The 23,730-nt window shown below is 65.9% G+C and carries 21 protein-coding genes; 3 read left to right on the forward strand and 18 right to left on the reverse strand.

All coding sequences use genetic code 11. From position 1 onward, the window contains the following. Window positions 1-30 precede the first annotated feature (30 nt). The 6 genes from CEY09_RS02925 to CEY09_RS02950 all read right to left on the reverse strand — a co-directional run bounded on the left by CEY09_RS02925 (window position 31) and on the right by CEY09_RS02950 (window position 7,464). Window positions 31-2,892, reverse strand: a complete 2,862-nt coding sequence (locus CEY09_RS02925; protein WP_088587468.1) for an autotransporter family protein — start codon at window positions 2,890-2,892, stop codon at window positions 31-33. A gap of 641 nt (window positions 2,893-3,533) precedes the next feature. Beyond that, complete coding sequence (gene arsH / locus CEY09_RS02930; protein WP_088587469.1) at window positions 3,534-4,292, reverse strand: arsenical resistance protein ArsH; 759 nt, start codon at window positions 4,290-4,292, stop codon at window positions 3,534-3,536. Window positions 4,293-4,326: 34 nt separating this feature from the next. After that, on the reverse strand, window positions 4,327-5,520 hold the full coding sequence (locus CEY09_RS02935; RefSeq protein WP_088587470.1) for an MFS transporter: 1,194 nt from the start codon (window positions 5,518-5,520) through the stop codon (window positions 4,327-4,329). Between the two features lie 3 nt (window positions 5,521-5,523). Then, on the reverse strand, window positions 5,524-6,603 hold the full coding sequence (arsB, locus tag CEY09_RS02940) for an ACR3 family arsenite efflux transporter (protein ID WP_088587471.1): 1,080 nt from the start codon (window positions 6,601-6,603) through the stop codon (window positions 5,524-5,526). A gap of 4 nt (window positions 6,604-6,607) precedes the next feature. Continuing rightward, entirely contained in the window at window positions 6,608-7,108 is a 501-nt protein-coding gene (locus CEY09_RS02945; protein WP_088587472.1) for an arsenate reductase ArsC, read from the reverse strand. Between the two features lie 29 nt (window positions 7,109-7,137). Next, on the reverse strand, window positions 7,138-7,464 hold the full coding sequence (locus tag CEY09_RS02950) for an ArsR/SmtB family transcription factor (RefSeq protein WP_088587473.1): 327 nt from the start codon (window positions 7,462-7,464) through the stop codon (window positions 7,138-7,140). Between the two features lie 107 nt (window positions 7,465-7,571). On the opposite strand from CEY09_RS02950, the gene CEY09_RS02955 reads away from it, so the two are divergent. After that, entirely contained in the window at window positions 7,572-7,859 is a 288-nt protein-coding gene (locus tag CEY09_RS02955; RefSeq protein ID WP_088587603.1) for a YkvA family protein, read from the forward strand. A 612-nt stretch (window positions 7,860-8,471) separates the two neighbouring features. Here CEY09_RS02955 and CEY09_RS02960 read toward each other — a convergent pair. The 5 genes from CEY09_RS02960 to CEY09_RS02980 are packed head-to-tail and all read right to left on the reverse strand — an operon-like array spanning window position 8,472 to window position 12,936. After that, entirely contained in the window at window positions 8,472-9,170 is a 699-nt protein-coding gene (locus CEY09_RS02960) for an ABC transporter ATP-binding protein (RefSeq protein ID WP_088587474.1), read from the reverse strand. Then, window positions 9,160-9,933, reverse strand: coding sequence for an ABC transporter ATP-binding protein (locus tag CEY09_RS02965; protein WP_088587475.1), 774 nt, complete (start codon window positions 9,931-9,933; stop codon window positions 9,160-9,162). The genes CEY09_RS02960 and CEY09_RS02965 overlap by 11 nt, the downstream gene beginning before the upstream one ends. Then, a complete protein-coding gene (locus tag CEY09_RS02970) occupies window positions 9,930-10,922 on the reverse strand; it encodes a branched-chain amino acid ABC transporter permease (RefSeq protein ID WP_088587476.1) in 993 nt (330 codons plus the stop codon). Before CEY09_RS02970 ends, CEY09_RS02965 begins: the two co-directional genes overlap by 4 nt. Further along, complete coding sequence (locus tag CEY09_RS02975; protein ID WP_088587477.1) at window positions 10,906-11,781, reverse strand: branched-chain amino acid ABC transporter permease; 876 nt, start codon at window positions 11,779-11,781, stop codon at window positions 10,906-10,908. The genes CEY09_RS02970 and CEY09_RS02975 overlap by 17 nt, the downstream gene beginning before the upstream one ends. A 9-nt stretch (window positions 11,782-11,790) precedes the next feature. Continuing rightward, window positions 11,791-12,936: an ABC transporter substrate-binding protein gene (locus tag CEY09_RS02980; RefSeq protein WP_158218645.1), complete on the reverse strand. Its 1,146-nt coding sequence runs from the start codon at window positions 12,934-12,936 to the stop codon at window positions 11,791-11,793. 190 nt (window positions 12,937-13,126) lie between these two features. Here CEY09_RS02980 and CEY09_RS02985 point away from each other — a divergent pair, with 190 nt between their 5' ends. Both CEY09_RS02985 and CEY09_RS02990 read left to right on the forward strand, forming a co-directional pair. Beyond that, the gene (locus tag CEY09_RS02985) at window positions 13,127-14,464 is read left to right on the forward strand and encodes an LLM class flavin-dependent oxidoreductase (RefSeq protein ID WP_208625036.1); all 1,338 of its coding nucleotides are present in this window, start codon (window positions 13,127-13,129) and stop codon (window positions 14,462-14,464) included. Between the two features lie 36 nt (window positions 14,465-14,500). Continuing rightward, entirely contained in the window at window positions 14,501-14,914 is a 414-nt protein-coding gene (locus CEY09_RS02990; RefSeq protein WP_088587479.1) for an OsmC family protein, read from the forward strand. On the opposite strand, the gene CEY09_RS02995 is transcribed toward CEY09_RS02990, so the two are convergent. Genes CEY09_RS02995 through CEY09_RS03025 form a run of 7 tightly spaced genes read right to left on the reverse strand, consistent with a single transcriptional unit; the run spans window position 14,911 to window position 23,657 of the window. Beyond that, window positions 14,911-16,035, reverse strand: coding sequence for an MsnO8 family LLM class oxidoreductase (locus CEY09_RS02995; RefSeq protein WP_088587480.1), 1,125 nt, complete (start codon window positions 16,033-16,035; stop codon window positions 14,911-14,913). The genes CEY09_RS02990 and CEY09_RS02995 overlap by 4 nt on opposite strands. Continuing rightward, window positions 16,032-17,375, reverse strand: coding sequence for an LLM class flavin-dependent oxidoreductase (locus CEY09_RS03000; protein ID WP_088587481.1), 1,344 nt, complete (start codon window positions 17,373-17,375; stop codon window positions 16,032-16,034). The genes CEY09_RS02995 and CEY09_RS03000 overlap by 4 nt, the downstream gene beginning before the upstream one ends. 2 nt (window positions 17,376-17,377) lie before the next feature. Further along, entirely contained in the window at window positions 17,378-18,502 is a 1,125-nt protein-coding gene (locus CEY09_RS03005; protein ID WP_088587482.1) for an LLM class flavin-dependent oxidoreductase, read from the reverse strand. 12 nt (window positions 18,503-18,514) lie between these two features. Further along, on the reverse strand, window positions 18,515-20,173 hold the full coding sequence (locus tag CEY09_RS03010; RefSeq protein WP_088587483.1) for a dipeptide ABC transporter ATP-binding protein: 1,659 nt from the start codon (window positions 20,171-20,173) through the stop codon (window positions 18,515-18,517). Then, window positions 20,170-21,039 carry an ABC transporter permease gene (locus CEY09_RS03015; protein WP_088587484.1) on the reverse strand — a complete coding sequence of 290 codons (870 nt, stop codon included), beginning with the start codon at window positions 21,037-21,039 and terminating at the stop codon, window positions 20,170-20,172. The genes CEY09_RS03010 and CEY09_RS03015 overlap by 4 nt, the downstream gene beginning before the upstream one ends. After that, on the reverse strand, window positions 21,036-22,031 hold the full coding sequence (locus tag CEY09_RS03020; protein ID WP_088587485.1) for an ABC transporter permease: 996 nt from the start codon (window positions 22,029-22,031) through the stop codon (window positions 21,036-21,038). Before CEY09_RS03020 ends, CEY09_RS03015 begins: the two co-directional genes overlap by 4 nt. A gap of 9 nt (window positions 22,032-22,040) precedes the next feature. Continuing rightward, on the reverse strand, window positions 22,041-23,657 hold the full coding sequence (locus tag CEY09_RS03025) for an ABC transporter substrate-binding protein (protein WP_234818208.1): 1,617 nt from the start codon (window positions 23,655-23,657) through the stop codon (window positions 22,041-22,043). Between the last annotated feature and the right edge of the window lie 73 nt (window positions 23,658-23,730).

A 23,730-nucleotide genomic window follows, 5' to 3' on the forward strand; every position in this document is an offset into this window, starting at 1 on the left:
CGCGACGCCTGCGCATCTTCCAGCCTTGGCTTAGAAGCGCACGGCCAGCTTCAACTGACCCGACTGCTGACGGTTGCCGCCGCCGAACTGCGCGTCGTAGGCGATGCCTGCGGTCGTGTTGCGCGTGATGGCCATTTCAGCGCCAAGGCCAAGCACTGCCGCGTCGCGCGCAATGGGAACGCCCGTCACCGAGAACGTGCTGCCGCCGTCGAAAGCCAGTTCCTGCCTGGGCTTCACATCGCCCATTGCATGGCGCCAGCCCAAGGACGCGGTCAGGCGGCCCGGGGCAACGTCCGAACCGAATTGCCACGCGCCGCGCAGGCCCACCGTCGTGCTGGTCACGTCATCGGTGTTTCCAGCGCCGTGCAGGGCCGCCGAGCCACCCGATTCCTGGAAGTCGCGCGTGCGCAACTGGTTCCAGGCCAGGCCGGCGTAGGGTTCAATGGTGTAGGCATCGCCCAGCGGCAGGTTGTAGCCCAGTTCGGTGAACACCTGCGTCGACGACGCGCGATAGGACGACTCAAGCCGCTGGTTCAGGCTGCCGGCCGCCACGTCACGCTTGGCGTCGATGTCGTGCCAGGTGTAGGCCGCGCCCGCCATGAAGCGGAAATGGCCAGGTCCGGCCTGGACATTACGTCCACCGAACAACGTCGCCGTATAGCTGTCGACGTTGGTGCGCGACGACGCATCGGCGATCGTGTTGTGGCTGCCGATGTAGCCCAGCGCGCCACCCAAGCGCCAGCCGCCGCCTACGGCGCCGTCGCCGCCGACGAAGAGCCCGCCGGCCGATTGGCTCACGCTGGACGCGTTGCCGTCACCGCCGAACTTGCTCCAGTTGCCGAACGCTTGCGCCCAGACGGGGGACGCCCCGCTTTGCGGCAAGGCGTCGGAAGACGATGCCCCCAACTGGGCCGTCGGACGTCCGGCAAGCGTCGGCGCGTCCAGGTTGCCGCGCAAGTGGGCCAGCGGCAGCGTGCGCACGGTGTCCGCCTGGCTCTGCAACACGCTGGCGGTGCTGGCGTACGCTTCGCCTGACAGCATCTTCAAGGCCGAACGCGCTTCGCCCGGCGTCATGGTCAGGACGGCCGCTGCCACCTGGCTGGCGCCCGTGTCCTTGGCCGCCGCGATGCCGCTTCCAACCACCGGCGGTTCGGTCGTGGTGGTCGTGGTGCTGGTCGATCCGTTTGCGGTCGACGACGTTCCATTGTCGGCCGATGCAGCGCCGTTTCCGGCCGCTGCCGATCCATTCCCGGTCGACGAGGAGCCGTTTCCGGTGGCGGGCGGATCTTCGTTATCCAACGCACCGCCCACGCTGCTCTCGTTGCCCGTCTCGCCCACGCTGCCGATCGGCACGTCGTTGCGGGTCAGCGTCATGAAGGCGTTCTTGGCGTCGTAGCTGAGCGTGGGGGTCAGGAACGCATACGCGCTTGATGCGCCTGTAAACCGGCCCTGAATGCCGCCGTCGGCCGTCAGGATGTTGTAGGTCGTGCGCGGCGCATAGTTGCCGTCGGGGCCGACGTGCGCCACGGAGCCGTCAAGATAGGCCACGCCCGTGACGTGGATGCGGTCGCTGGCGGTGCTTGCCGGGTCGGCGTGCACGCGATAGATGGTGTTTTCGCCGAACGTGAGGTTGCCGTTGACCGTCAGCGTGCCAATGGGCGAGCCGTCATTGCCCGGCGAGATGACCGCGGTGGGGTAGAGGGTGGTGGTGCCCACCTGGCCCACGCCCGCCAGCACGACTTCGCGGCCGATATCCATGGGACCGTTCAACTTGCCGTCGATTTCCAGCGCGCCGTCGGCGATCAGGATGGGGCCGGTCAGGCCGCTGCTGTCCGCGGTCAGGATCACCGACCCCGGGCCCGTCTTCACAAAACCCTGCGTGCCTTGAAGCGGGTTGTCGATCGTGTCGACGAATTGGCCGGAGGCATAGGTGCCGTCGCCCACGACCAGGACCGGCGGATTGCCGCCGCTGCCGACCAGCGTGATGGGCGCGCCTTGCAGACGATACCGATCGGTGGCGAACTGAATGCCAGACACGCGGACCGGGCCGGCGCTGCCATCAACCGTGACGGTGCCGGTCGCGCCGGTGAAAATGGCATAGCCGCCATCGGGCAGGGCGCCGGTGGCGTTGGTCGGGCTGTTCCAGTTTGTGCTGGCGGCGCTCCAGGTGCCATTGCCGCCGCCCGCCCGCGTCGCGGAGGCCGCGCCGTTGCCGTTCCACAGGTTGGTCGTGCTGGGCCCCAGGATGAGGTTGATCTGCTTGTCGCCGGTCAACGACTGGATGGTGGCTCCCGGCACGGAATCGCCTGTCACCGTGCCCAAGGACAGGCCGTTGCCGCTTAACGTGCCGCCGTACGACATGATCCGGTAGTAGCCGGCGTTGACACCCAGGGTGTTCACCGAGACGTTCAGCGTGGTGTTGTTCAGGGCAACGTTGCCGCCGACCGTGATGTTGTCGCCCGTGCCGGGTTGCGTGATCGGCAGGCCCGCATAGCCGGTTTCGAAGTCGAACACGGCATTGCTCATCGACAGGTTGCCGGTGACGCCCAAATTGCCGTTGGAGACGCCGGTCGGCGTACCGACCGAATAGCCGGGCGCAACGCGGGCATTTCCCGTCAGGTTCAGATCGCCATTGATCGAGCCGAAGCCCGAGACGATGCCGTTGGAGGCCGCATTGACGTTTCCATTGATCGTGACGCCGGCGCCGCCGCCGTTGCCGCCGATCACCACCGTGCCGCCATTCACATCGACGCCGCCGGGGAAGTTGGCCGAGCCATCGAATAGCTGCGTATTACCTGGCGCAACAGTCAGGTCGGCGGCCGTAACGCCACCGCAATAAGAGGTACTCAGCGCGAGCGTCGCGGTCAGCCACTTTCTTGTGCCGTATATCAAAACTTGGGTCCTATTTTTCGATTAATAAACTGATGTCCAAGCATTACCGGATCGCAGCAAACGTATGCTTACGTAACGATCCAATCTGCGCGGACGAAATGGGCGGTCGAAAAAAAGGACGCAATGTATACCAATTTTTTTGCAATACCAAGAATTAATGGATGGATACCATCCCTATTATCTAGTATGAAAAAAAGGATACCAACCGATGCGTGCAGAGCTGATGGATGGATACCATCCAAACCGTAAAACTGGCGCTAATTGATACACTTTTATATTATTGAAATAGGGCCGGTTCAGGTAGCACAACGGGGCTGAAAGGGCTTGCCGCAAGGGCGTGGAACAGTCCCAAGGGGAGGGCGCAGATGCAGGATATCGCTGCGCGCAAGATCCGATAAAAACCCTGCGGGTTTTAATGCCTGGCCATTGAATGACCAAATACGATCACCGCACCAAACAGAAAACAAATATGCAGACTAACGCGCGGGGCGGATTAAAATATTAATGAGACATCAATGGATCAATAACGGCTGCAACATAATCGCTGGGCCGCCAGGCCAATGTGAATATTGCGGCGAAGAAATAGCATTGCAAATGCCGGCGCCACATCGTGGCGCCGGTGCAAGAGGCGCAGAAAACCGTTATATCGAGCCTTGCTTCATCCGGCGGGAGAGGGCGGCGGCCGTTTCCTTGCGTTCGCTGTAGCGGTCCACCATGTACGGCGCCACATCGCGCGTGAGCAAGGTGAACTTCATTAATTCCTCGACCACATCGACGACACGGTCGTAGTAGGGCGAAGGCTTCATGCGCCCGGCATCATCGAACTCCTGGTACGCCTTGGCCACCGACGATTGGTTCGGTATGGTCAGCATCCGCATCCACCGGCCCAGTACCCGCATCTGGTTCACGGCGTTAAAGGACTGCGATCCGCCCGATACCTGCATCACGGCAAGCGTCTTGCCCTGGGTGGGACGAACGGCGCCCATCGACAGGGGAATCCAGTCGATCTGCGTCTTCATCAGACCCGTCATGGCGCCGTGACGCTCCGGCGAGCTCCACACCATGCCTTCGGCCCATTGGACCAGTTCGTGCAGCTCGCGGACTTTGGGGTGGTCGTCAGTGGCGTCATCGACCAGCGGCAGTCCGGCCGGGTTGAACATGCGGGTTTCGCCACCCAAGGCTTGGAGCAGCCGCGCAGATTCTTCTGCGACCAGCCGGCTGTAGGAGCGTTCGCGCAATGACCCATACAGCACCAGGAAACGTGGCGCGTGGGTAGCCCGCTGGGGCGAGAACAAGGCCGCAAAGGAGGGGGGGGCCAACAACGACGGATCAATGTTGGGCAGATCGACGTAGCGCGATGTGCCGTTGGCGACGTTGTGATAGTTGGGGGGGAAACTCATGCAAACCTCCATTGATGCAAAACTGAAACTTCATTCATTGCGCGGGCGACTGGGCGCGCAACAGCAGCAGTGCGCCACAGGCGGCCAGCCCGATGGCGCCGGACAACCACAACGCGTTGGACCCCCATGCGTCCAGTGCCAGACCGAAAAGAAGCGGAGCCGCCGCCTGCGCGATCCGCGCGGGCATCATCAGCCAACCCTGGCGCGCGCCGTACCCGTCTGAGCCAAATAGCGCCAGCGGCAAGGTGCCCTTCGCGATGGTCAGGATGCCGTTACCGGCGCCGTGGAGAACGGCAAATACCGGCGCCATTGCCGGTCCCGCCATCAGCAGCACCGCCGCACCCGCGGGGTGCGCCATCGCGGCCAAGCGTGCTGACAGCAGGGGGTGAACGTGTCGCAGAAATCCAAACTCCAGCACGCGGCCGGCCACCTGTGCAGGACCGATAAGCGCACCTACCGCAACCGCCGCGGCCAAGGTGGCGCCGGCAGCCTCGAGCATGCGCGGTAAGTGTGTCGCCATGGCGGTACTGATGAACCAAGTGGCGGCGAAGACGAAGGCGAGGAGGGCGGTTGCAAACTTTTGGTGCTTGGGTGGAGGAGCAGTGGCAGGGGAGGAAACCGCTTCTGTCGGCGCTGCCACGACTGGCTTTTCGACGTTTGGCGAGGTCGGCAGTTTCGGTAGCCAGGCATTGAGGGGCACACCGATCAGTAAATGCAGGCCCGCCCAACCAAGGCATGCTTCGCGCCAGCCGAACCGTGTTTCCATCCAGGCCGATAGCGGCCAGCCAACGGTGCTGGCAAAGCCCGCAATCAGCGTAATGCCGGTGATCGCGCCGCGCGCGTGATGTCCGTACAGGCGAACGAGGCTGGAGAATGCGGCTTCGTACAGGCCGGCACCCATTGCCAAGCCGAGGATGAGCCAAGCGGCAACCATTGCCCATAGGCTTTGGGCCGCCCCCAGCATGGCCAATCCCAGCGCGAACATCAGGCTCGTGCCAACAAGGACGATGCGGCCGCCGTGACGGTCGATCGCAAGGCCTGCCCAGGGGCCGACAAGTGCCGACACCACCATTGCGCCGGAGAATGCCGCGTAGACCGTTGGCGTTGGAACGCCCAGTTCATCGGCCATCGGAGCGGCCAACACGGCAGGCAGGTAGTAGGACGATGCCCAGGCCAATGTCTGGGCGGCGCCCAGCCTACCGACCACTCGGACCGGAGCTCCTGCCACCGGCTAGCTCCGACGGGCGCCCGCGTCGTACCAGCCTTTGGACTGGTTCACCACGCGCACGACCAGCAACATCACTGGCACCTCGATCAGCACGCCCACCACGGTTGCCAACGCGGCGCCGGACTGGAATCCGAACAGGCTGATTGCGGCCGCGACGGAGAGCTCGAAGAAATTGGAGGCGCCGATCAGTGCTGACGGACAAGCGATGCTGTGCTTTTCTCCCACGCGACGATTCAGCCAGTACGCCAAGCCGGAATTGAAGAGCACCTGGATCAGGATCGGCACCGCCAGCATGGCGATCACGAGCGGCTGGCCGATGATGGCTTCGCCCTGGAACGCGAACAGCAGCACCAGCGTCAACAGCAGCGCTGCCATCGAAAACGGCCCGATTCGCGCCAACGCGGCCTCGAATGCGTCCTGCCCGCGACGCAGCAGGGCGCGACGCCAGAGTTGAGCAAGGATCACGGGGATCACGATGTACAGCCCGACCGAAACCAGCAACGTATTCCAGGGCACGGTGATGGCCGACAGGCCAAGCAGCAGGCCGACAATCGGTGCAAAGGCGAACACCATGATCGCGTCATTCAGCGCAACCTGAGACAGTGTGAACACCGGATCACCGCCGGTCAGCCGGCTCCACACGAACACCATGGCCGTACACGGGGCGGCGGCAAGCAGGATCAAACCCGCGATGTAGCTATCCACCTGGTCGGCAGGCAACCAGGGGGAAAAGACCTGCCGGATGAACAGCCACCCCAGGAACGCCATGGAGAACGGCTTGACCGCCCAGTTGATGAACAGCGTTACGCCAATACCGCGCCAATGCTGCTTGACCTGGCCCAAGGCCTCGAAGTCCACCTTCAGAAGCATCGGGATGATCATCACCCAGATCAACATGCCCACGGGCAGATTGACTTGCGCGACCTCCAGATGCCCGATGGCCTGAAATAGCGCAGGCATAAGTTGACCCAGAGCCACCCCCAGGACAATGCAGAGAAACACCCAGAGCGTCAGGTAACGCTCGAAGGCGCTCAACCCGACCCGCGCTTGCTGCGCGGGCGCCGTTTGTGTAGCGGACGACATCGACTTACTCCTGCGCTTTGCCGATGCCGCGCAACTCAGCCTGCAGCGACATCGCGTCCAGGCGGTCAATAGGCAGAGACAGGAATAGCTCAAGGCGGCGCTTAAGTACGCGCGCGGCGTCATGGAACGCCTTGCGACGAGTGTCTTCGGTTCCTTCGCATGCCGCGGGGTCAGGAATTCCCCAATGTGCCGTCATGGGTTGTCCCGGCCACACCGGGCAAACTTCTCCGGCGGCGTTATCGCAGACAGTGATGATGAAGTCCATTTTTGGCGCGCCCGATTCCGCGAATTCGTCCCAGCTCTTGCTCCGGTAACCGTCGGTCGGCAATGAAAAGGAGCCCAGCGTGGCGAGCGCCAGCGGATGCACCTGGCCTTGAGGGGTGCTGCCGGCCGAATAGGCGTGGAAGCGGTCGCCTCCCATGCCTCTGAGCAGGCCTTCAGCCAAGATGGAGCGGGCGGAATTGCCCGTGCAAAGAAACAGCACGTTGAAAGGGGAGTGCGACATGGGATTTCCGGGCAATAGCGGAGGAGGATTCAGCAGGTAGTGCAGGCGCCGGGATCGGAAGCCTCGCAGGGCGCGCCCTGGCAGCAGTGTTCGGTGAGGTAGCCGAGCAGGCCGTTCATCTGGGAAAAGTCGGCCCGATAGATCAGGTTCCGGCCTTGCTGCTCGATGCTGACCAGGCCTGCGTGCGATAACTCCTTCAGATGGAAAGACAAGGTATTGCGCGCGATGCCGAGCTGGTCGGCCAGGAAGCTGGGCGTGAGACCACCCAGACCAGCCACAACAAGCGCGCGAAACACGCGAAGACGTTGGGTGTGGGCCAGGGCACCGAGGGCGAGAACTGCTTGATCTTCATTCATAAGTTAAATCATACAACGATTCTGGAATCATTGAATAGTAGGTAATCGCAAGTGGTTGGGCGCAACATGGCAAAGTGCAGATCCTGTTCGAAAACGACGGCAATCCCATGAACACCGGTGAACGGCTCAAGGCTTGGGCCAAACGCGTCAAACGTGACGGTTTGACCCTTTGGTTTGCCGGCAAACACCCGCGGACACCTTGGCATGCGAAGGCGGTAGGCGTGTTCGTGGTCGCCTATGCACTGAGTCCGCTTGTCGAATGCAGGGGCCAAGCCGAGGCGTGGATGGATTCGGCCGGCGCAAAACCGCGAAGCAAGGCAGGTGCGGTGTTGATCCTGGCGTTGTGGCTAAGCGTTGGCGCACCAGCCTGGTTTTGGCTCATGCCACGGCCTTGAATCGGTCGGCGAAAGGCGGATGAGGCAGGTGCAGGCCAGGGACCTGGCTGGAAACCCATCATTCTTACTTTACATAATACACATTATGCGTATTTTATACACAGCGAGAGGCACTGGGGCTTCAGCCACAATCTCCCCAGCGTTCTTGCCCTGCTTTCCCTGCAAAAAACTCGATGTTTGGCGCGACACGGGAACGCGAGTTGCGAGTATCCGATCGGCCGACACCCCAATCCGGCGTATGGCTGCGTGCCGACCCATTTCCCTCAGCGCATGCCGCCAAATTTGCACTCAGGAGCCATCATGACCGATTCAAAACCCGCACCCGCCCCGAACCCACCGCCCTCTCCTCACGTAGACCGCGCGGAGACCGGTTTCACGGGTCAACCAGCGGCCAGCGGGCCACCCACCGGCGATGTCAATCCCGACCCGGCCACGAATTCAGGATATCCGGCTGGAGGCTCACAGGCACCCGACGGCCAAGACGCCTTCGCGCGCCCCAAGAAGCCGGAACACTGACCGCACGCGGCAAGGGACGACGGCGCCCAAGCGGCCGTCCACCCGGCAGCCGCATTCCGGACTCGTCCTGGACGGCTGCTTGATCGGTTTGTCTACCTAAATGCCCAGATACGCCTGCTGCACCGAAGGATCGTCCGCCAGCGCCCGCGCGCTGCCCGACAGGACGATGTTGCCTGCGCGCAGCACGTAACCCCTGCCGGCCACACGCAGCGCCATGGCGGCGTTCTGTTCGGCCAGCAGCACCGAGGTGCCGCTGGCCACGAGTTGGCCGATCACCTCGAAGATCTCGGCAACGACTTTGGGCGCCAGCCCCAGGGACGGCTCGTCCAGCAACAACAGGCGTGGCGCGCTCATCAGCGCGCGGCCGATCGCCAGCATCTGCTGTTCGCCGCCTGACAAGGTGCCGCCCAGTTGCTGCAGCCTGGCCGCCAGTTTCGGAAACACGGCCAGCACGCGCTCCAGTTCACGCGGGCCTTCGCGTTTGGCGTAGGCGCCCATCAGCAGGTTCTCGCGCACGGTCAGCGGGGCGAATATCTGGCGCCCTTCGGGCACCAGCGCCAGCCCCAGGCGCACCACTTTGTCGGCACTCAGGCGGCCAAGGTCGGCGCCACCGTAGCGGACCGACCCGCCGATGGGGCGCAAGAGGCCGGCCACCGAACGCATCAGCGTGGATTTGCCCGCGCCGTTGCTACCGATCAGCGCAACCGCCTCGCCCTCGGCCACGTCCAGGTCCAGGCCTTGCAGAATCCGCACGGCGCCGATGTCGGCCGTCAGGCCTCGTACTTCAAGCGGCATCGGTCGCCACCCCCAAATAGGCTTCGATCACCGCGGGGTCCTGACGGACCTCGGCAGGCGTGCCGGCGCTGATGCGGCGGCCGTTGTTCAGCACCAGGATCCGGTGCGACAGTTCCATCACGACTCGCACGTTATGTTCCACCAGCAACACGGCAACGCCCTGGCGGTTCAAGGCGCGCGTGGCCTCGACAACCCGGGCGACGGCTTCCGCCGGCAAGCCGGCCATGGGCTCGTCCAGCAACAGCAGGCGGGGTTCCGACGCCATGGCGCGCGCGATTTCCATCAGTTTGGCGTCGCCGTAGCTGAGGCTGCCCGCCAATTGGGCCGCGCGCTTATCCAGGCCCAGCTCGGCCAGTCTGGCGTGGGCAATATCGATATCGGATTCGCGTTCACGCCGCACGGCCGCGGTACCCAGTATCCCTTGCAAAAAGCCGCTACGCGTGCGGGCATGGCGACCGACCAACACGTTCTCAAGCACCGACAGTTCCGGAAAGATCTGCAGGTTCTGGAACGTCCGGGCCATACCGCGCAACACCCGCAGGTGCGGCGGCAGGCGTTCGATGCGTTCACCGTCGAACGTGATGGCGCCGGCGTCCGGCCGCGCCACCCCGGTCAGCACGTTGAAGAGCGTGGACTTGCCGGCGCCGTTGGGGCCGATCACGGAATGGATCTCTCCGGGCAGGACGGATAGCGCAACGTCGTCCAGGGCCTGCAAGCCGCCAAACGCCAGGTTGATCCCTTGGGCATGCAGCAAGACGTTCATGGCTGCCCTCCCCGCCGCTTGATCCGGTTGTCCAGCAGCCCGGCCAAGCCGGCCGGCAGATAACCGACGACCACGATCATCGCCACGCCAAAGACCAGCAGTTCGGCGTCGTGGATGCTGCGCATGAGTTCGGGCAGCGCCGTAAACAGCAAGGCGCCCAGGAATCCGCCCCAGTAGCGGCCCAGCCCGCCAATAGCGGCCATGACCAGCAGCAGCACCGAATTGAAGAAAGAGAACGTTTCGGGGGAAGCGTAGTTGTTCTGGTGCACGTACAGCGAGCCCGCCACACCGGCCAGCGCCGCGCTCAGCGCAAACACCGTCAGCTTGTAGCGCAGCACGGGCACGCCCATGCACGCGGCCGCGATGTCGCTGGCAGCCAGCGCGCGCAGGCCGCGGCCCGCCCGTGCCTGGACCAGGTTGCGCAAGCCCAGCATCGCCAGCCCCGCCACGGTCCACGCCAGGAAGAAGAAGGCGGCGGGCACGCCAAGGTCCCAGCCGGCCAGCGTGAACGACGGAACGCCGATCAGGCCGTTGGGCCCGCCGGTGATGCCGACCAGCCCCACGAACAGCACGGAAAGGATGGCGTTCAGGCCCAAGGTGGCCATTGCCAGGTAATGGCCGCGCAGGCGCAAGGTCGGAATGCCGACAAACAAGGCCACCAAGGCGCACAGCACGGGGGCCGCCGCCAGCCCGGCCCAGGGGCTCCAACCCAGGCTGGCCGACAGCACGCCGCTTGTGTAGGCGCCCAGGCCGAAGAATCCGGCGTGTGCCAACGACACCTGGCCCGCATAACCCACCAGCAGGTTCAGGCTCAGGACAAGCAGCAGGTTGATGAAGAACGTGCCGCCCAGGCTGACCAGGTAATCGTTGGGCGCCACCAGCGGCCACACCGCCAGGATCAGCCAGGTCAACCCCAGCACGCGCAGGCTGGCGCCCGCGGACCGCGCCACTGCGGGCGTCTTGGGACGCCCCTTAAACTTTGACAACATCGGGACGGCCCAATATCCCTTGCGGGCGTACGGTCAGAATCAGGAGCAGCACCAGGAAGGCCACGCCATCCTTGAATTGCGTGGTCAGGTAGCCGCCGATGGACGTTTCCAGCACGCCCAGCAACAGGCCGCCCAACAAGGCGCCATAAAGGTTCCCCAGCCCGCCCAGCATGGCGGCGCTGAAGGCCTTGAAGCCCAGCATCGCGCCGCTGTCATAGGACATCAGCGTCATGGGCGTGATGATGGCGCCAGCCAGGCCGCCATACAGCGCTGCCAACGCAAAGGACGCGGCGATCGCGCCCCGGTGGCTGATGCCGACCAAGGCGGCCGCCTCGGGGTTGGCGCAGGCGGCGCGCAGGGCCGTGCCATACCGCGTGTGCGCGAAAAACACATGCGTCAGAAGCATGAGCACGACCGTGATGGCCAGGATCCACAGGGTCTGTGCGTCCACGTGCGCGCCCAGGACCTCGAACTTGCGGGCCCCCGACAGGCCGGGATAGCCCTGCGGATTCTTGCCCAAGGTCAGCATCACCAGGCTCTTGCTGGCGATGGCCAAGCCTACCGACACCAGCGTGAGCGTCAGCGGCGCATGGTTGCGCAAGGGCCGGATGACGACGCGGTCCGACAGCCATCCCACCAGCGTCACGGCGGCGGTGGCCAGCAGGCAGGCTTGCCACACCGGCATCTCTGACACGGCCACGGCGGCGAACAGCCCGCCCATCATCACCCATTCGCCCTGCGCGAAGTTCAGCGCGCCGGTGCTCTTGAAGATGATGTTGAAGCCCACCGCGATCATCGCGTAGATGCCGCCCGTGCCCAGGCCCGCCAGCAGCAGCTGTATGAATTGAGCGTCCAGCATGCCGCCCGCTTACCGGTAGTCGGCCAAGCGGAAGCGCCCGTCCTTCCAGTTGATCAGCACGATGTCGCTCTTGGCCAGGCCCGAATGGCTGTCGGGCGAAAAGTTGAACACGCCACCCACGCCTTCGTACTGGCGCGTGCCTTCCAACGCGGCGCGCACGCGGTCTTTCTCGGGGCCTTTGGCCAGCGCGCCCGCGGCCAGCCAGACGGCGTCATAGGTCTGCGCCACGAACTGGTTGGGCGCGCGCTTGAACTTCGCCTGGAATTTCTCGGTCAGCGCGGCGATGCGGGCTTTCAAGGGGTCGTCATCCGGCAGGTCTGCGCCCACGGGGAACTTCACGGACACCAGCAGCACGTCGTCGGCGTCGGCGCCGGCCAGTTCCATATAGCGCTGCGACACGAAGCCGTAGCTATGGATCAACTTGCGGTCGCCCAGGCCCAGTTGCTTGGCCTGCCGCATGAAGATCACGCCGGCGGGCGTCACCGTCCAGCAGACGATGGCTTGGGTGTCGCTTGCGCGGATGCGCGTGAGCTGCGGCGTCAGATCGGTGTCGGACGGCGCAAAGGCCTCGTAGTTGACCTGCAGGTTCTGGCCCGGCGCGAACGCGCGCAGCGCATCGGCGGCGGCTTGGCCAAAGCCGCTGGTGTCATGCAGCAACGTGATGCGCGTGATGCCGTTCTTCTTGAAGTAGTCGGCCAGGCGGGCGAAGACCTGGCTGTCGTCCACCGTGCTCTTGAAGACCCATTCGCGTTCCTTGGCCGGACTGGCGATGGTGGCCGCGCCTTCGGTCGAGATGAACGGCGTGCGCGCCTGCTGCGCCAGCGGCACCATGGCCTGGGCGATGCCGCTCATGTTGCCGCCGCCCACCAGGATGTCGACCTTGTCTTGCGACAGCAGCCGGCGCGTGGCCGCCAGTGCCTTGGCAGTCTGGCTTTCGGCGTCGTAGAACACCCAATCGATCTGCTTGCCGTTGATGCCGCCGCCGGCGTTGATTTCGTCAATGGCGATCCGCATCCCGTCCTTCATGTCCTCGCCAAGGAACGCCGCAGGGCCGGTGGTGGAAAGAATGGTGCCCAGCTTGATGGTTTCGCCGTGGGCCGAGGCGGCGCACAGCACCAGGCTGGCGGCCAGCGCATGGCGTAGAAATTTGAACATGGAAGTCTGCTTGATCATGACATGGCGCAACGAGAAACCGCTGCGGAACCGGGAATTGTGGCCGCTGGCGCAGGCCTGCGCAAAGACTCGTGCGTTATTCGCTAATAGCCGTGCGGCATAGCTTTCATCCCTATAATTTTTGGGCTGAACCCTCTTCCTATCCCTCGCGCGACAAGCGCCGTCCCCCGTCATGTCCCAATACCAATCACAAGGCCAGATGCATCTGGCCGCCTTCGTCCAGGCCGGCCCGGTTTCGGGCAACCATGGCGGCTGGCGCCACCCGCAAGCCGACACCGACATCCTGTCGCCGCAGTACTACGCCAATCTGGGCCGCCTGCTGGAAGCCGGCAAGTTCGACCTGCTGTTCCTGGCCGACATCCTGGCCGTGCCGCAACGCCACGAAGGCAGCATGGACAGCCAGTTGCGCTACGGCGCGCTGGGCGCCTTGCGGCTGGAACCCCAGATCGTGCTGGCCACGGTGGCCGCCGCCACACGGCACCTGGGCCTGGCCAGCACCATTTCCACGTCGTGCTTCGAGCCGTTCGCGGTGGCCCGTTCGCTGGCCACGCTGGATCACATGAGCGCGGGCCGCACGGCCTGGAACATCGTCACGTCGTTCCAGCAGGCAGAGGCCGCCAATTTCGGACGCGACGACCAGTTGTCGCGCGAAGAACGCTATGACCGCGCGGACGAGTTCGTCGAGATCGCCTGCCGCCTGTGGGACAGCTGGCAGGACGGCGCCGTGGTGCGCGACAAAGACGCACCGCTCTTCGCCGACCCGACCAAGGTGCAGGCGATCAACCACGAAGGACGCTACTTCCGCGTCCAGGGGCCGTTGAATGTCAGCCGGCCGCCGCAGGGCCGCCCGGTGTTCATCCAGGCGGGCGCCTCGGGCCGCGGCCGCGACTTCGCCGCCAAATGGGCCGACGTGATCTTCGTCAACCATTCGTCGCTGGAGTCGGCCCAGGCGTTCTATCAAGAGATGAAGGGACGCGCCGCGTCCCATGGCCGCGACCCCGCTACGCTGAAGATCCTGCCGGGCATCGTACCCATCGTGGGCGAAACCGCCGCGGCGGCGGAGGCGACCGATGCGCTGCTGAACGGCCTGGCCACCCCGCAAGCCGGACTGTCGACGCTGTCGTATCACCTGGACATCGACCTGGCGCAGTTCCCGCAGGACGAGGTGCTGCCCGACATGGACGTGCCGGGCGTGCAAGGGCACTACAAGGAAGTGGCGGAACTGACGCGCAAGCAGAACCTCAGCCTGTCGCAACTGGGTCATCGTTATGGCGTGGGCACCTTGCGCGACTTCATCGGTGACGCGGAGACGGTCACCGACCGTATGGAGCAATGGTTCCGCGCCGACGCGTGCGACGGCTTCATGATCCAGGCGCCCTATGTGCCCGGCAGCATCGAAGACTTCGTCCGTCTGGCCATTCCCGAATTGCAGCGGCGCGGGCTGTTCCGCACCGAATACGGCGGCACGACCCTGCGCGACCATCTGAACCTGTCGCGCCCGGCGGCCTGACCCTCCCCTACCCGACTCATCAAGGCGGCCCCAATCATGCCCAGCATCACCAGCACCACCATCGGCCAGAATGGCCGTTACCTGCTGTCCGCACGCGATCAGCATCTGATCGCCGACGCCACCGCCTCGCGCGGCGGACCCGGCGAAGCCTGGCTGGCCGGCGAACTGCTGCTGGCCGCCTTGGCGACCTGCGCACACGCCGTGATCGAATCCAGCGCGCGGGAACAGGGCTTGACCTTATCGCGCGTGGTCGTCACGGGCGACTCCGAGGCGGACGAGGCGCAGCCCGGCCACTATGGCCACGTGCATTTGGCATTCACGCTGACCGGCGTGGACGACGCGCAGGCGAACGCGCTGGTGGGCGAGTACCTGCGCATCTGCCCGATCTATGGGTCCGTATCGCGCGGTGCGCCGGTCACCGTCCAGATCGTGGCGCAGGCGGCGCACTAGGCTGCCAACCACGCCTGCGCCAGCCATTCGTGCGACTGCACGCGGTCTTCGTGCCGGTGCGCATTGGTGGTGACGATCAACTCATCGGCTTCGGTGGCCCGGACCAGCGTCTCCAAGCCCTTGACGACCGCATTCGCATCGCCGACAAACTGCGTGCTGACCCGGTCCTGCACCAGGTCGTCCTCCAGCACGATGGCCTCGGCCTCCTCCGGCGACAGGTAGCGCGTGGCGCCCTCGCCCCGCCGGATGCCCTGCACCCAGGCGCCATAAGGCCGGGCGATGCGTTGCGCATCGGCCAGGTCGCGTCCCACAACCACATCGGCCGAGATCATCAGGTACGGCCGGGCAAGCGTGGCCGACGGCACGAACGCGCGGCGGTAGGCGTCCACGGCATCCAGCGCCGTAGCCGGGCTGACGTGGTAATTCACGGCGAACGGCAACCCGAGCCTGCCTGCCAACTGCGCGCTTTCACCGGCCGACGACCCCAGCACCCAGGTTTCCAGCGCGGCGCCAGCGCCCGGCGTCGCGTGGACGCGGCTGCCGTCGTCCAGCGTGTAAGTGCCGGACAGCAGCCCGAATAAGGCGTCCACGGCTTGCTCGAACGGCAAGGGCTGCGCGTGCGGCTGCAAGAGAATCTCCTCACGCGCGACGCCGCGCGCCGAGCGTTGCGGCCGCGACACCGGCGGCGCAGGAATCAGCAGACCCTTCACCGTCCGGGATCCAGGCGACGGCTGGGGCGCCGCGGCACTTGCGGATGCCGCCCGCCGGCCCGCCGCCAATCCGCGGCCCAAGCCCAGGTCGATGCGCCCGGGGTGCAGCGCATCCAATGTGCCGTAAGCCTCGGCCACCGCCAGCGGCGTGTGGTAGCCGAGCAGCGTGGCGCCCGACCCGACGCGTAAGCGCGAGGTCGCCGCCGCGACCTGGCCGATCAGCACGGGCGTGGCCGAACTGGCCAGCCCGTCAGACAGATGATGTTCGGCCAGCCAATAGCGGCGGTAGCCAGCCTGTTCGGCACGGCGCGCCAAATCCACGGTGTTGGCCAGGGCCTGGCGAACATCGGACCCCGTGGAAATCGGCGCCAGGTCCAACACCGACAGGGGTACGCGGGGATGGCGGCTCATGATGCGACCGCCTCGGCGGCGGCTGCCGCCACGTCGCGCTCGGTAACCGGTTCATGGCGTGCAGCCGACAGGCCCAGGTGCTCGCGCAGCGTGCTGCCGGCATACTCCTGGCGGAAGACGCCGCGCTCCTGCAGCAGCGGCACGACCCGGTCCACGAATTCCTCGATGCCGCTGGGAATCAGGTGGGGCACCAGGATAAAGCCGTCCGACGCGTTCTGCTGCACATAGCGGTTCATGTCTTCGGCCACCTGGGCGGGCGTTCCAACGAACTGTTGGCGCCCCGTGACTTTGATGATCAGGTCGCGGATGCCCAGGTTTTCACGGCGGGACAGTTCGCGCCATTGGCGTGCCGTGGCCAGCGTGTCGTCGTGCTGGCGGGTGCGGCCCTTTGCCACGGTCGTGGCCGAGACGTCGGGGTCGAATTCCGGCAATGGGCCGTCGGGGTCGAAACCGGACAGGTCGCGGTTCCACAACTGTTCCAGCAACACGATGGCGGTTTGCGGGCTGACCTGCTGGCGTCGAACCTCGGCATGGCGTTCGGCGGCCTCTTCCGGCGTATCGCCCAGCACGAACCCCACGCCGGGCAGGATCTTCAGGTCGTGCTCGGCGCGGCCGTACTTGGGCAGCCGCGCTTTGACGTCGGCATAGAACGCCTGCCCCTCGGCAAGCGATCCGTGGCGGGTGAAGATCGCATCCGCGCTGCGGGCGGCGAACTCCCTGCCCTGCGTCGAATCGCCGGCCTGGATGATGATCGGGTGCCCTTGGGGTAGCGGCGGCACGTCCAGGCGGCCGCGGACCGTGAACTGCCGGCCCTGGTAATCGAAGCTGCCTTGGCCGTCGTCGCCGCCGCTCCACAAATGCCGGGCCAGTTCGACGAATTCCCGGGCGCGCTCGTAGCGCTGGTCATGCGGCAGGTAGGCGCCGCGCCGGAAGTTCTCGCCCGTAAAGGCGCCGGGCGACGTCACCACGTTCCAGGCGGACCGGCCGCCCGACACATGGTCCAGCGTGGCCAGCTGGCGCGCCAGGTTGTAGGGTTCATTGAAGGTGGCGTTGAGCGTGCCGGCCAGGCCGATCCGTTCGGTCACGGCGGCCAGCGCCGCCAGCACGACCAGCGTGTTCGGGCGCCCGACCACGTCCAGGTCGTGCAGCTTGCCGCGCTGCTCGCGCAGGCGCAGGCCTTCCGCCAGGAACACGAAGTCCAGTTTGCCGCGTTCGGCGGCACGCGCAAAGCGTTCAAAGGAGGCGAATTCGATCTGGCTGCCCGCCTGCGGGTCGCTCCAGACCGTCATGTTGTTGACGCCGGGAAAATGCGCGCCCAGGATCACTTGCTTCTGTGCCATGGTTAACGGCCTCCGTGCCCTGCCAGGGCTGCATAACGGTTGCTTGCTTCCGCCAGCCCCAGGCGGCTACGCAAGGAAAGGGGTTGCTGCCCGGCTTCGGGCGTGGGTGCCGCGGGCGAACGCGACCCGCGTAACAGAGGGAGCAGCTCGCGGATCACCCCATCCAGGTCCCGGTCCAGGTCTTGTGGATGCAGGCGCACCCCAGAAAAGCCCAATGCGCGCCAGTGCTTGATGCGTTCGGCCAACGCTTGCGCCGTGCCCGTATGGGCCGCCACGCCCTGAGCATCGGCCAGAGGGCCATCGCCACCGAACGCCACGGCCACGTCTGCGTAGTAGCGCAGCGGCGCCAGGCTGCGACCGCCCTGTTCTTGCGCGGCGGCGAGGATCTGGCGCACGGGCGCCCAGTCCGCTTCACCTTGGGGAGGCGGCACGAAGACGATATCGGCATGGGCCGCCGCCCATTCCAGATCGCGCGCTTCGCGCCAGGCCACGGCTACGGGCGGCTGCCCCTGGGGCGGGCGGGGCACGATGGAAGGTCCCTTGATGGAAAAGGTCGCGGCATCCACATCCACATAGTGCAGCTTGTCGCGGTCCACAAAGCGGCCGGTGTCCACGTCGCGGATGATGGCGCCCTCTTCCCAGCTATCCCACAGGCGGCGCACGGCATCCAGGGCGTCGGCCGAGTCGCGGTAGAGGCCGTCGCGTTCGTCAGGCAGGCCGTAGATGCGGCTGCCCGCGTGCGCCAGCGCCGCCTCGACATCGGATTCGGCCGGTACTTGCGGCAACAATCCCGCGCGGCCCCGCGTTACGTAATCCAGCGTGGCGATGGCTGTCGAGATGTGGAAGGGTTCGTTGGTGCTGACGGCCACCGATGGGATCAGGCCGATGCGGCGCGTGGCGGGGCCGGCGCGCGACAGCAGCAAGGTGGCATCCAAGGGACTCTGTCCGGAGGCGCTACCGCGTGCCCAGCGGTCTTCGAAGGTGGCGAAATCCAGGCCCGCATCATCGGCGCGCCGCAGCGCGTCCAGCCAGCGCGCCTCCGTGCGGCGAGCGGATGCGTCGTCCTGCGGCGTATGCGCAATGCCGTTCAGGGCCAATCCAATGGGAAACAGTAAGGGGTCGGTCATGGTGTCGCGGCCTTATGCCGCCAGGTCTAGGGTCAAGGGCGCAGGCGCGGCGGCGGACCGCGCATGGCGTCCGCCCGGGGTATCGCCAAGCAAGGCCTGCGTATAGGGATGGCGCGGGGCTTCGAAAACCTGCTCGACCGGCCCCTGTTCGGCCACCTGGCCGCGCCGCAGCACGACCACGTGATCCGAAATCTGCCTGACGACCGCCAGGTCATGGGATACGAACAGATAGCTGACGCCCAACTCCGCTTGCAAACGCTGCAGCAGCGCCAGGATGCGCGCCTGCACCGACACGTCCAGCGCCGACACGGGCTCGTCCAGCACCAGCAGCTCGGGCTCGATGGCGAGCGCGCGGGCGATCGCCACGCGCTGGCGCTGGCCACCGGACAAACGCGCCGGCCGGCTGTCCAGCAGATCGGGGCTAAGCTCCACGGCCTGGAGCAGTTCGGCGGCGCGCGCGCGGCGCGAGGCTCCATTGCCCAGTCCGAAGGCGCGCAAGGGTTCGGTGATGATCGCTTCCAGCGTGAACCGCGGGTTCAGCGACGCATACGGGTTCTGATAGACCACCTGCACGCGCCGGCGGAAATCCTGCAACTGGCTGCGCGTCAACCGGGTCACGTCGCGGCCGTCGAACAAGACGCGGCCGGCCGTGGGCCGTTCCAGGCACAACGCCATCCGCGACGTGGTCGACTTGCCGGAACCGGATTCGCCCACCAGGCTGGTCGTGCCATGACGGGGCACATGAAACGACACGCCGTCGACCGCCAGCACGTCGCCGAAGCGCTTCTGCAAGCCTTCCACGACCAATAACGGCGCCTGCACGGGGGGACGCGCTCCTTGAAAGTGGAATCCGTCACGCTTCAGCCCGGGCGCCGCCGCCAGCAACGTGCGCGTGTAGGTGTGCCGGGGATGGTCGCGTAATTGACGCGCGGCGCCGGCTTCGACGATGCGCCCGCCTTGCATCACCACCACCCGGTCCGCACGGTCGAACGCCACGCCCAGGTCGTGCGTGATCAACAGGACCGCGATGCCCTTGCGCCGCACCAGCGCTTCCAGATGGTCCAGCACTTGCCGCTGCACGGTCACGTCCAGCGCGCTGGTCGGTTCGTCGGCGATGATCAGCGCGGGTTCGTGCGCCACGGCCATGCCGATCAGCACGCGCTGGCGCATGCCGCCCGACAGTTCGTGCGGGAAGCTGCGCGCCACCCGCTCCACGTCGCTCAGCCCCACATCGGCCAGGATGCCGGGCACCCGGCGCCTCGCCTCGGCGAGCGGCACGCCGTGGACGGTCAGCGCTTCTTCCAGTTGCTTGTCGATCCGTCTGACCGGATCCAGCGACAGGCCCGGGTCCTGTGGGACAAATCCGATTCGCCGTCCGCGCAGGCCCTGCCAGACCGACTCGGGTGCGTCTGCCAGTTCGTGCCCTTCCAGCGCAATGCTGCCGCCCAGCCGGCGGGCGTTGTCGGGCAGCAGGCCGATCAACGCCGCCGCGGTCGTCGACTTTCCGGAGCCGGACTCGCCGACCAGCGCCACGATTTCGCCGGGCTGGATGGCCAGGGACACATCGGTGACGGCATTGCGCCAGGCACCGGTGGCGCCATCCTGGTAGGCGACATTCAATTCGCGTAACGCGAGCACGTCGGGCACGTCTTTGAGGGGTTGCGCGCTCATTTCGATTCTCCCAGGTCTTGGGCGTACCGGGCGATCTGGTTGGCCGACAACACCACCGTGGCCACCACCAGCCCCGGCATCGTCGTGTACCACCAGGCCGCCGCGATATAGTTGCGGCCCTCTGCAATCAGCAGCCCCCATTCGGGAGCGGGCGGCGGCGCGCCAAACCCCAGGAAGCTGAGCGATGACACGGCCAGCACGGCCGCGCCGAACTCCAGCGCGGCCAGGGCCAGGACAGGCCCCGCTGCATGCGGCGCGATGTGGCGCAACAGAATGCCGCGGATGCCCACGCCAGAGGCCACCGCAGCTTCAACGAACACAGCGCTGCGCCAGCGCAGCACTTCGCCGCGCATCAGCCGGCCAAAAGTCGCCACATAGGACAGGCCGACGGCAATGGCGATGTGCACCGTGCCGAATCCCAGCACCGTCACAATCGCCATGGACAGCAGCAAGGTGGGAATGGCCATCAGGATATCGGTGGCGCGCATCAGCACGGCATCCACCTTCCCGCCCAGGAATCCCGCCAGCAGCCCGATCGCGCCGCCCAGAAACAACGCGATCAACACCGCCAGCGACGTCGCCTGCAGGGAGGTGGACGTTCCATGGACGGTGCGCGCATAGATGTCGCGCCCCAGATGATCGGTACCGAACCAATGCGCGGCGGATGGCGGCAGCAATGCGTCCTGAGGCACGCCGCGCAAGGGGTCGGCAGACGTGAACGCCTGCGGAAACAAGGCCCAGCCCAGCACCAGCAGGACCACCGCGACGCTTACTGCCAGCACGGGCCGGGCTCGCAGGGCCGAGGCCGCCGCCAGCAGCCTGCCCGGCCGGGCGAGCGACTCTCTAGAAATGGCTTGCGTATTCATGCCAGCGCCCTCGCCCGGTTGCGGGTGATGCGGGGGTCCAGCAAGGGATACGCCAGGTCCACCACCAGATTGACGGCGACGAAAACCGCGGCCGCCAACACCACAACGCCTTGCACCACGGGAATGTCCTTGACGGCTACCGCACCCTGCGCAAGCCGGCCGATGCCTTCGCGCGAAAACACCGTTTCGGTCACGACGGACCCCGCCAGAAGGTTGCCCATCAGCACGCCCGTCATCGTCAACACGGGAATCGTGGCGTTGGGCAGCACGTGCGTGAACAGCAGGCGCCTGCGCGACAGGCCCTTGGCGCGCAATGCGCCGACGAACGGCTGCCCCCACACGGCAGACAGCGACCGCGACAGTACTTGGGCCACGGTGGCGGCGGTGGGCAGCGCCAGCGTCGCGGCCGGCAGCACCAACGACTGCCAGCCGTCATTGCCCATCGCCGGAAACACCGGAAAGGTGAACGACAACCACTGCAGCAACAGCAACCCCACCCAGAAGGTCGGCAGGCAGACGCCCAGCGAGGGCGCCGCCTGCAGCGCCGACCGCAGGCGCGCATTGCGTGCTGAACTGGCCGCCAAGGCCAGCCCCAGGCCGAGGACGAGCGCGGCTGCCAGCGCGCACAGGGCAAGGGCCGCTGTGGCGGGCGCCGCCTGCGCCAGCATGGCGGCCACCGGCTGCCCCGTCTGGATCGACACGCCCAGATCCAGGCGAAGCGCCTGCCAGAGCGCGATGCCGTACTGCACCAGCAGTGGTTCGTCCAGGTGGTACTGCGCGCGAAGCGCCGCCACCTGGGCGGGATCGACCATGCTCTGGTCGCCCTGGTTCAACATGATGCTGACGGGATCGCTGGGCAGGATATACAGGATCACGAATGACACTGTATAGGCGGCCCACAGCACGAAAGCCGATTGGACGATCCGGCTGAAGGCGTAGCGCCAGGCGTCGTTGCCGTCGCGCCAGCCGCTACGCGCCGCGGTCTTGGTCATGCGATCCCCTTATTTCTGCAACCAGGTGTCGTAGAACTGCAGACGCGACGAGGCGTCGTAGTGCAGGCCGTGCACGTGCTTGCCAGTGGCGCCAACCGTTGCCAGTTCCACCAGCGGAATCGCATGCCCGTCGGCCACCAGCAGTTCGGCGGCGCGGGCGATCAGGGCGCGGCGTTCTGCCGGGTCCTGCGCGGCTGCCGACTTGGCCAGCACCTCGTCCACCTCGGCCGGCTGGCGAAAGTTGACGTTGCGGCCGCTGGCCAGGAACACGGTGCGCAGAATGTCCGGGTCGGCGCGGGTCAGGTTGTAGAACTGAAGCGGCATCTTGCCCGTGTCGCGTTGGGCGTTGACTTGGCCGATCACGCTCTTCTTCAGTTGCAGGTCCACCCCGATCTCACGCAGTTGCTGCTGCACCAGTTCCAGGAAGGTCACCGCCTGCCAATATTCCAGCCGCACGGTCAGACGTTCGCCGTTCTTTTCCCGGATGCCGTCCTTGCCCAGCACCCAGCCGTCGTCCTCCAGCAGCTTCGCCGCGCCTTTCGGGTCATAGGCCAGGGCCTGCGACTGGTCGACATAGGACGGCGTGGTCTTGGCCAGCACCGACGTGGCGGCGCGCTGATAGCGCGACAGGATCGCCTGCAATTCGGGGCGGTTGATGCCCTTGACGATGGCGCGGCGCACCGCCGGCGACGCCCACAACGGCAGCGATTCATTCGGGAAGAAGCTGTAGACCAGCCCCGGATTGCTGCGCGCCAGGATCGGGAAACCTTGGGCCAGCAGCACCTTTTCATCCTGCGGCTGCACGCTGGTGCTGACGTCCACCTGGCGTGACAGCAGGCTCCCGTTGCGCACCCCGGATTCCGGGATGATGCGGAACTCGATGCCTTCCAGGTATGCCTTGTCTTTGTGGGCGGCCAGCGACGACGGCCAGCCGTAGTCGTCCCGGCGCTGCAGCTTGGCGGCCTGGTTATGCACGAACGACGTCAAGGTGAACGGACCGGATCCCACCACCTGCCCCTGGCACCGTTCCTCATAGGACTTGGCCAGCGTGGCCTTGGACAGCAGGCCCATGCTCATCGTCGAGGTGGCCTGCAGGAACTGGGCGTTGGGCTGCTTGAAGACGATGACGACCGTGCGCGGGTCGGGTGTGTCGATACGGTCCAGCCCGGCCAGGTAGGTCGACGCCAGCGAGGCGCGCGCGCCCATCTTCACGATGCCGTCGAAGTTGGCCTTGACCGCATCGGCGTCCAGCGGACTGCCATCGGCGAAGGTCGCGCCGTCGCGCAGCACGAAGGTGAAGCGGCGGTTGTCGTCTTCGGATTTCCAGCTGGTGGCCAGCCACGGCACGATGTTGCCCGTTTCGGGATCCTGATCCGTCAACGAGTCCGTGATCTGCCGGCCGATGTTCAACGCGGTGTTGTTGCCGGGCTGCTGCGGGTCAACGCAAAGCGGGTCCCCTTCCAGCGCAACCTTGAGAATGCCGCCGTATTGCGGTTGGGCGCCGTGCGCCGCGGTGCCCAGCAGCGCAAATGCCGCCGCGCAGAGCGCCGAGCCGATGCCGGCGGCCCGCCGCGGCGCATGCGCGCCCCGGGTCTGATTCATCACACTGGCTACGCTGCGCTGCATTACCCTGCATCCTTGTATTCGAAGTGAAGCGATCCACTCTAAACAAGGGCGCGGCCGCGCCTAAATACATTCT

Origin of the sequence: Achromobacter marplatensis (genome assembly GCF_002209535.1) — a bacterium.
Lineage (GTDB): Bacteria > Pseudomonadota > Gammaproteobacteria > Burkholderiales > Burkholderiaceae_B > Achromobacter > Achromobacter marplatensis.

Bases quoted from the DNA above. Each gene is read 5' to 3' on its own strand.
- arsH (WP_088587469.1), bottom strand. From the start codon at position 4,292: ATGAGTTTCCCCCCCAACTATCACAACGTCGCCAACGGCACATCGCGC.
- arsB (WP_088587471.1), bottom strand. From the start codon at position 6,603: ATGTCGTCCGCTACACAAACGGCGCCCGCGCAGCAAGCGCGGGTCGGG.
- CEY09_RS02945 (WP_088587472.1), bottom strand. From the start codon at position 7,108: ATGTCGCACTCCCCTTTCAACGTGCTGTTTCTTTGCACGGGCAATTCC.
- CEY09_RS02950 (WP_088587473.1), bottom strand. From the start codon at position 7,464: ATGAATGAAGATCAAGCAGTTCTCGCCCTCGGTGCCCTGGCCCACACC.
- CEY09_RS02955 (WP_088587603.1), top strand. From the start codon at position 7,572: ATGAACACCGGTGAACGGCTCAAGGCTTGGGCCAAACGCGTCAAACGT.
- CEY09_RS02960 (WP_088587474.1), bottom strand. From the start codon at position 9,170: ATGCCGCTTGAAGTACGAGGCCTGACGGCCGACATCGGCGCCGTGCGG.
- CEY09_RS02965 (WP_088587475.1), bottom strand. From the start codon at position 9,933: ATGAACGTCTTGCTGCATGCCCAAGGGATCAACCTGGCGTTTGGCGGC.
- CEY09_RS02970 (WP_088587476.1), bottom strand. From the start codon at position 10,922: ATGTTGTCAAAGTTTAAGGGGCGTCCCAAGACGCCCGCAGTGGCGCGG.
- CEY09_RS02975 (WP_088587477.1), bottom strand. From the start codon at position 11,781: ATGCTGGACGCTCAATTCATACAGCTGCTGCTGGCGGGCCTGGGCACG.
- CEY09_RS02980 (WP_158218645.1), bottom strand. From the start codon at position 12,936: ATGTTCAAATTTCTACGCCATGCGCTGGCCGCCAGCCTGGTGCTGTGC.
- CEY09_RS02985 (WP_208625036.1), top strand. From the start codon at position 13,127: ATGTCCCAATACCAATCACAAGGCCAGATGCATCTGGCCGCCTTCGTC.
- CEY09_RS02990 (WP_088587479.1), top strand. From the start codon at position 14,501: ATGCCCAGCATCACCAGCACCACCATCGGCCAGAATGGCCGTTACCTG.
- CEY09_RS02995 (WP_088587480.1), bottom strand. From the start codon at position 16,035: ATGAGCCGCCATCCCCGCGTACCCCTGTCGGTGTTGGACCTGGCGCCG.
- CEY09_RS03000 (WP_088587481.1), bottom strand. From the start codon at position 17,375: ATGGCACAGAAGCAAGTGATCCTGGGCGCGCATTTTCCCGGCGTCAAC.
- CEY09_RS03005 (WP_088587482.1), bottom strand. From the start codon at position 18,502: ATGACCGACCCCTTACTGTTTCCCATTGGATTGGCCCTGAACGGCATT.
- CEY09_RS03010 (WP_088587483.1), bottom strand. From the start codon at position 20,173: ATGAGCGCGCAACCCCTCAAAGACGTGCCCGACGTGCTCGCGTTACGC.
- CEY09_RS03015 (WP_088587484.1), bottom strand. From the start codon at position 21,039: ATGAATACGCAAGCCATTTCTAGAGAGTCGCTCGCCCGGCCGGGCAGG.
- CEY09_RS03020 (WP_088587485.1), bottom strand. From the start codon at position 22,031: ATGACCAAGACCGCGGCGCGTAGCGGCTGGCGCGACGGCAACGACGCC.
- CEY09_RS03025 (WP_234818208.1), bottom strand. From the start codon at position 23,657: ATGCAGCGCAGCGTAGCCAGTGTGATGAATCAGACCCGGGGCGCGCAT.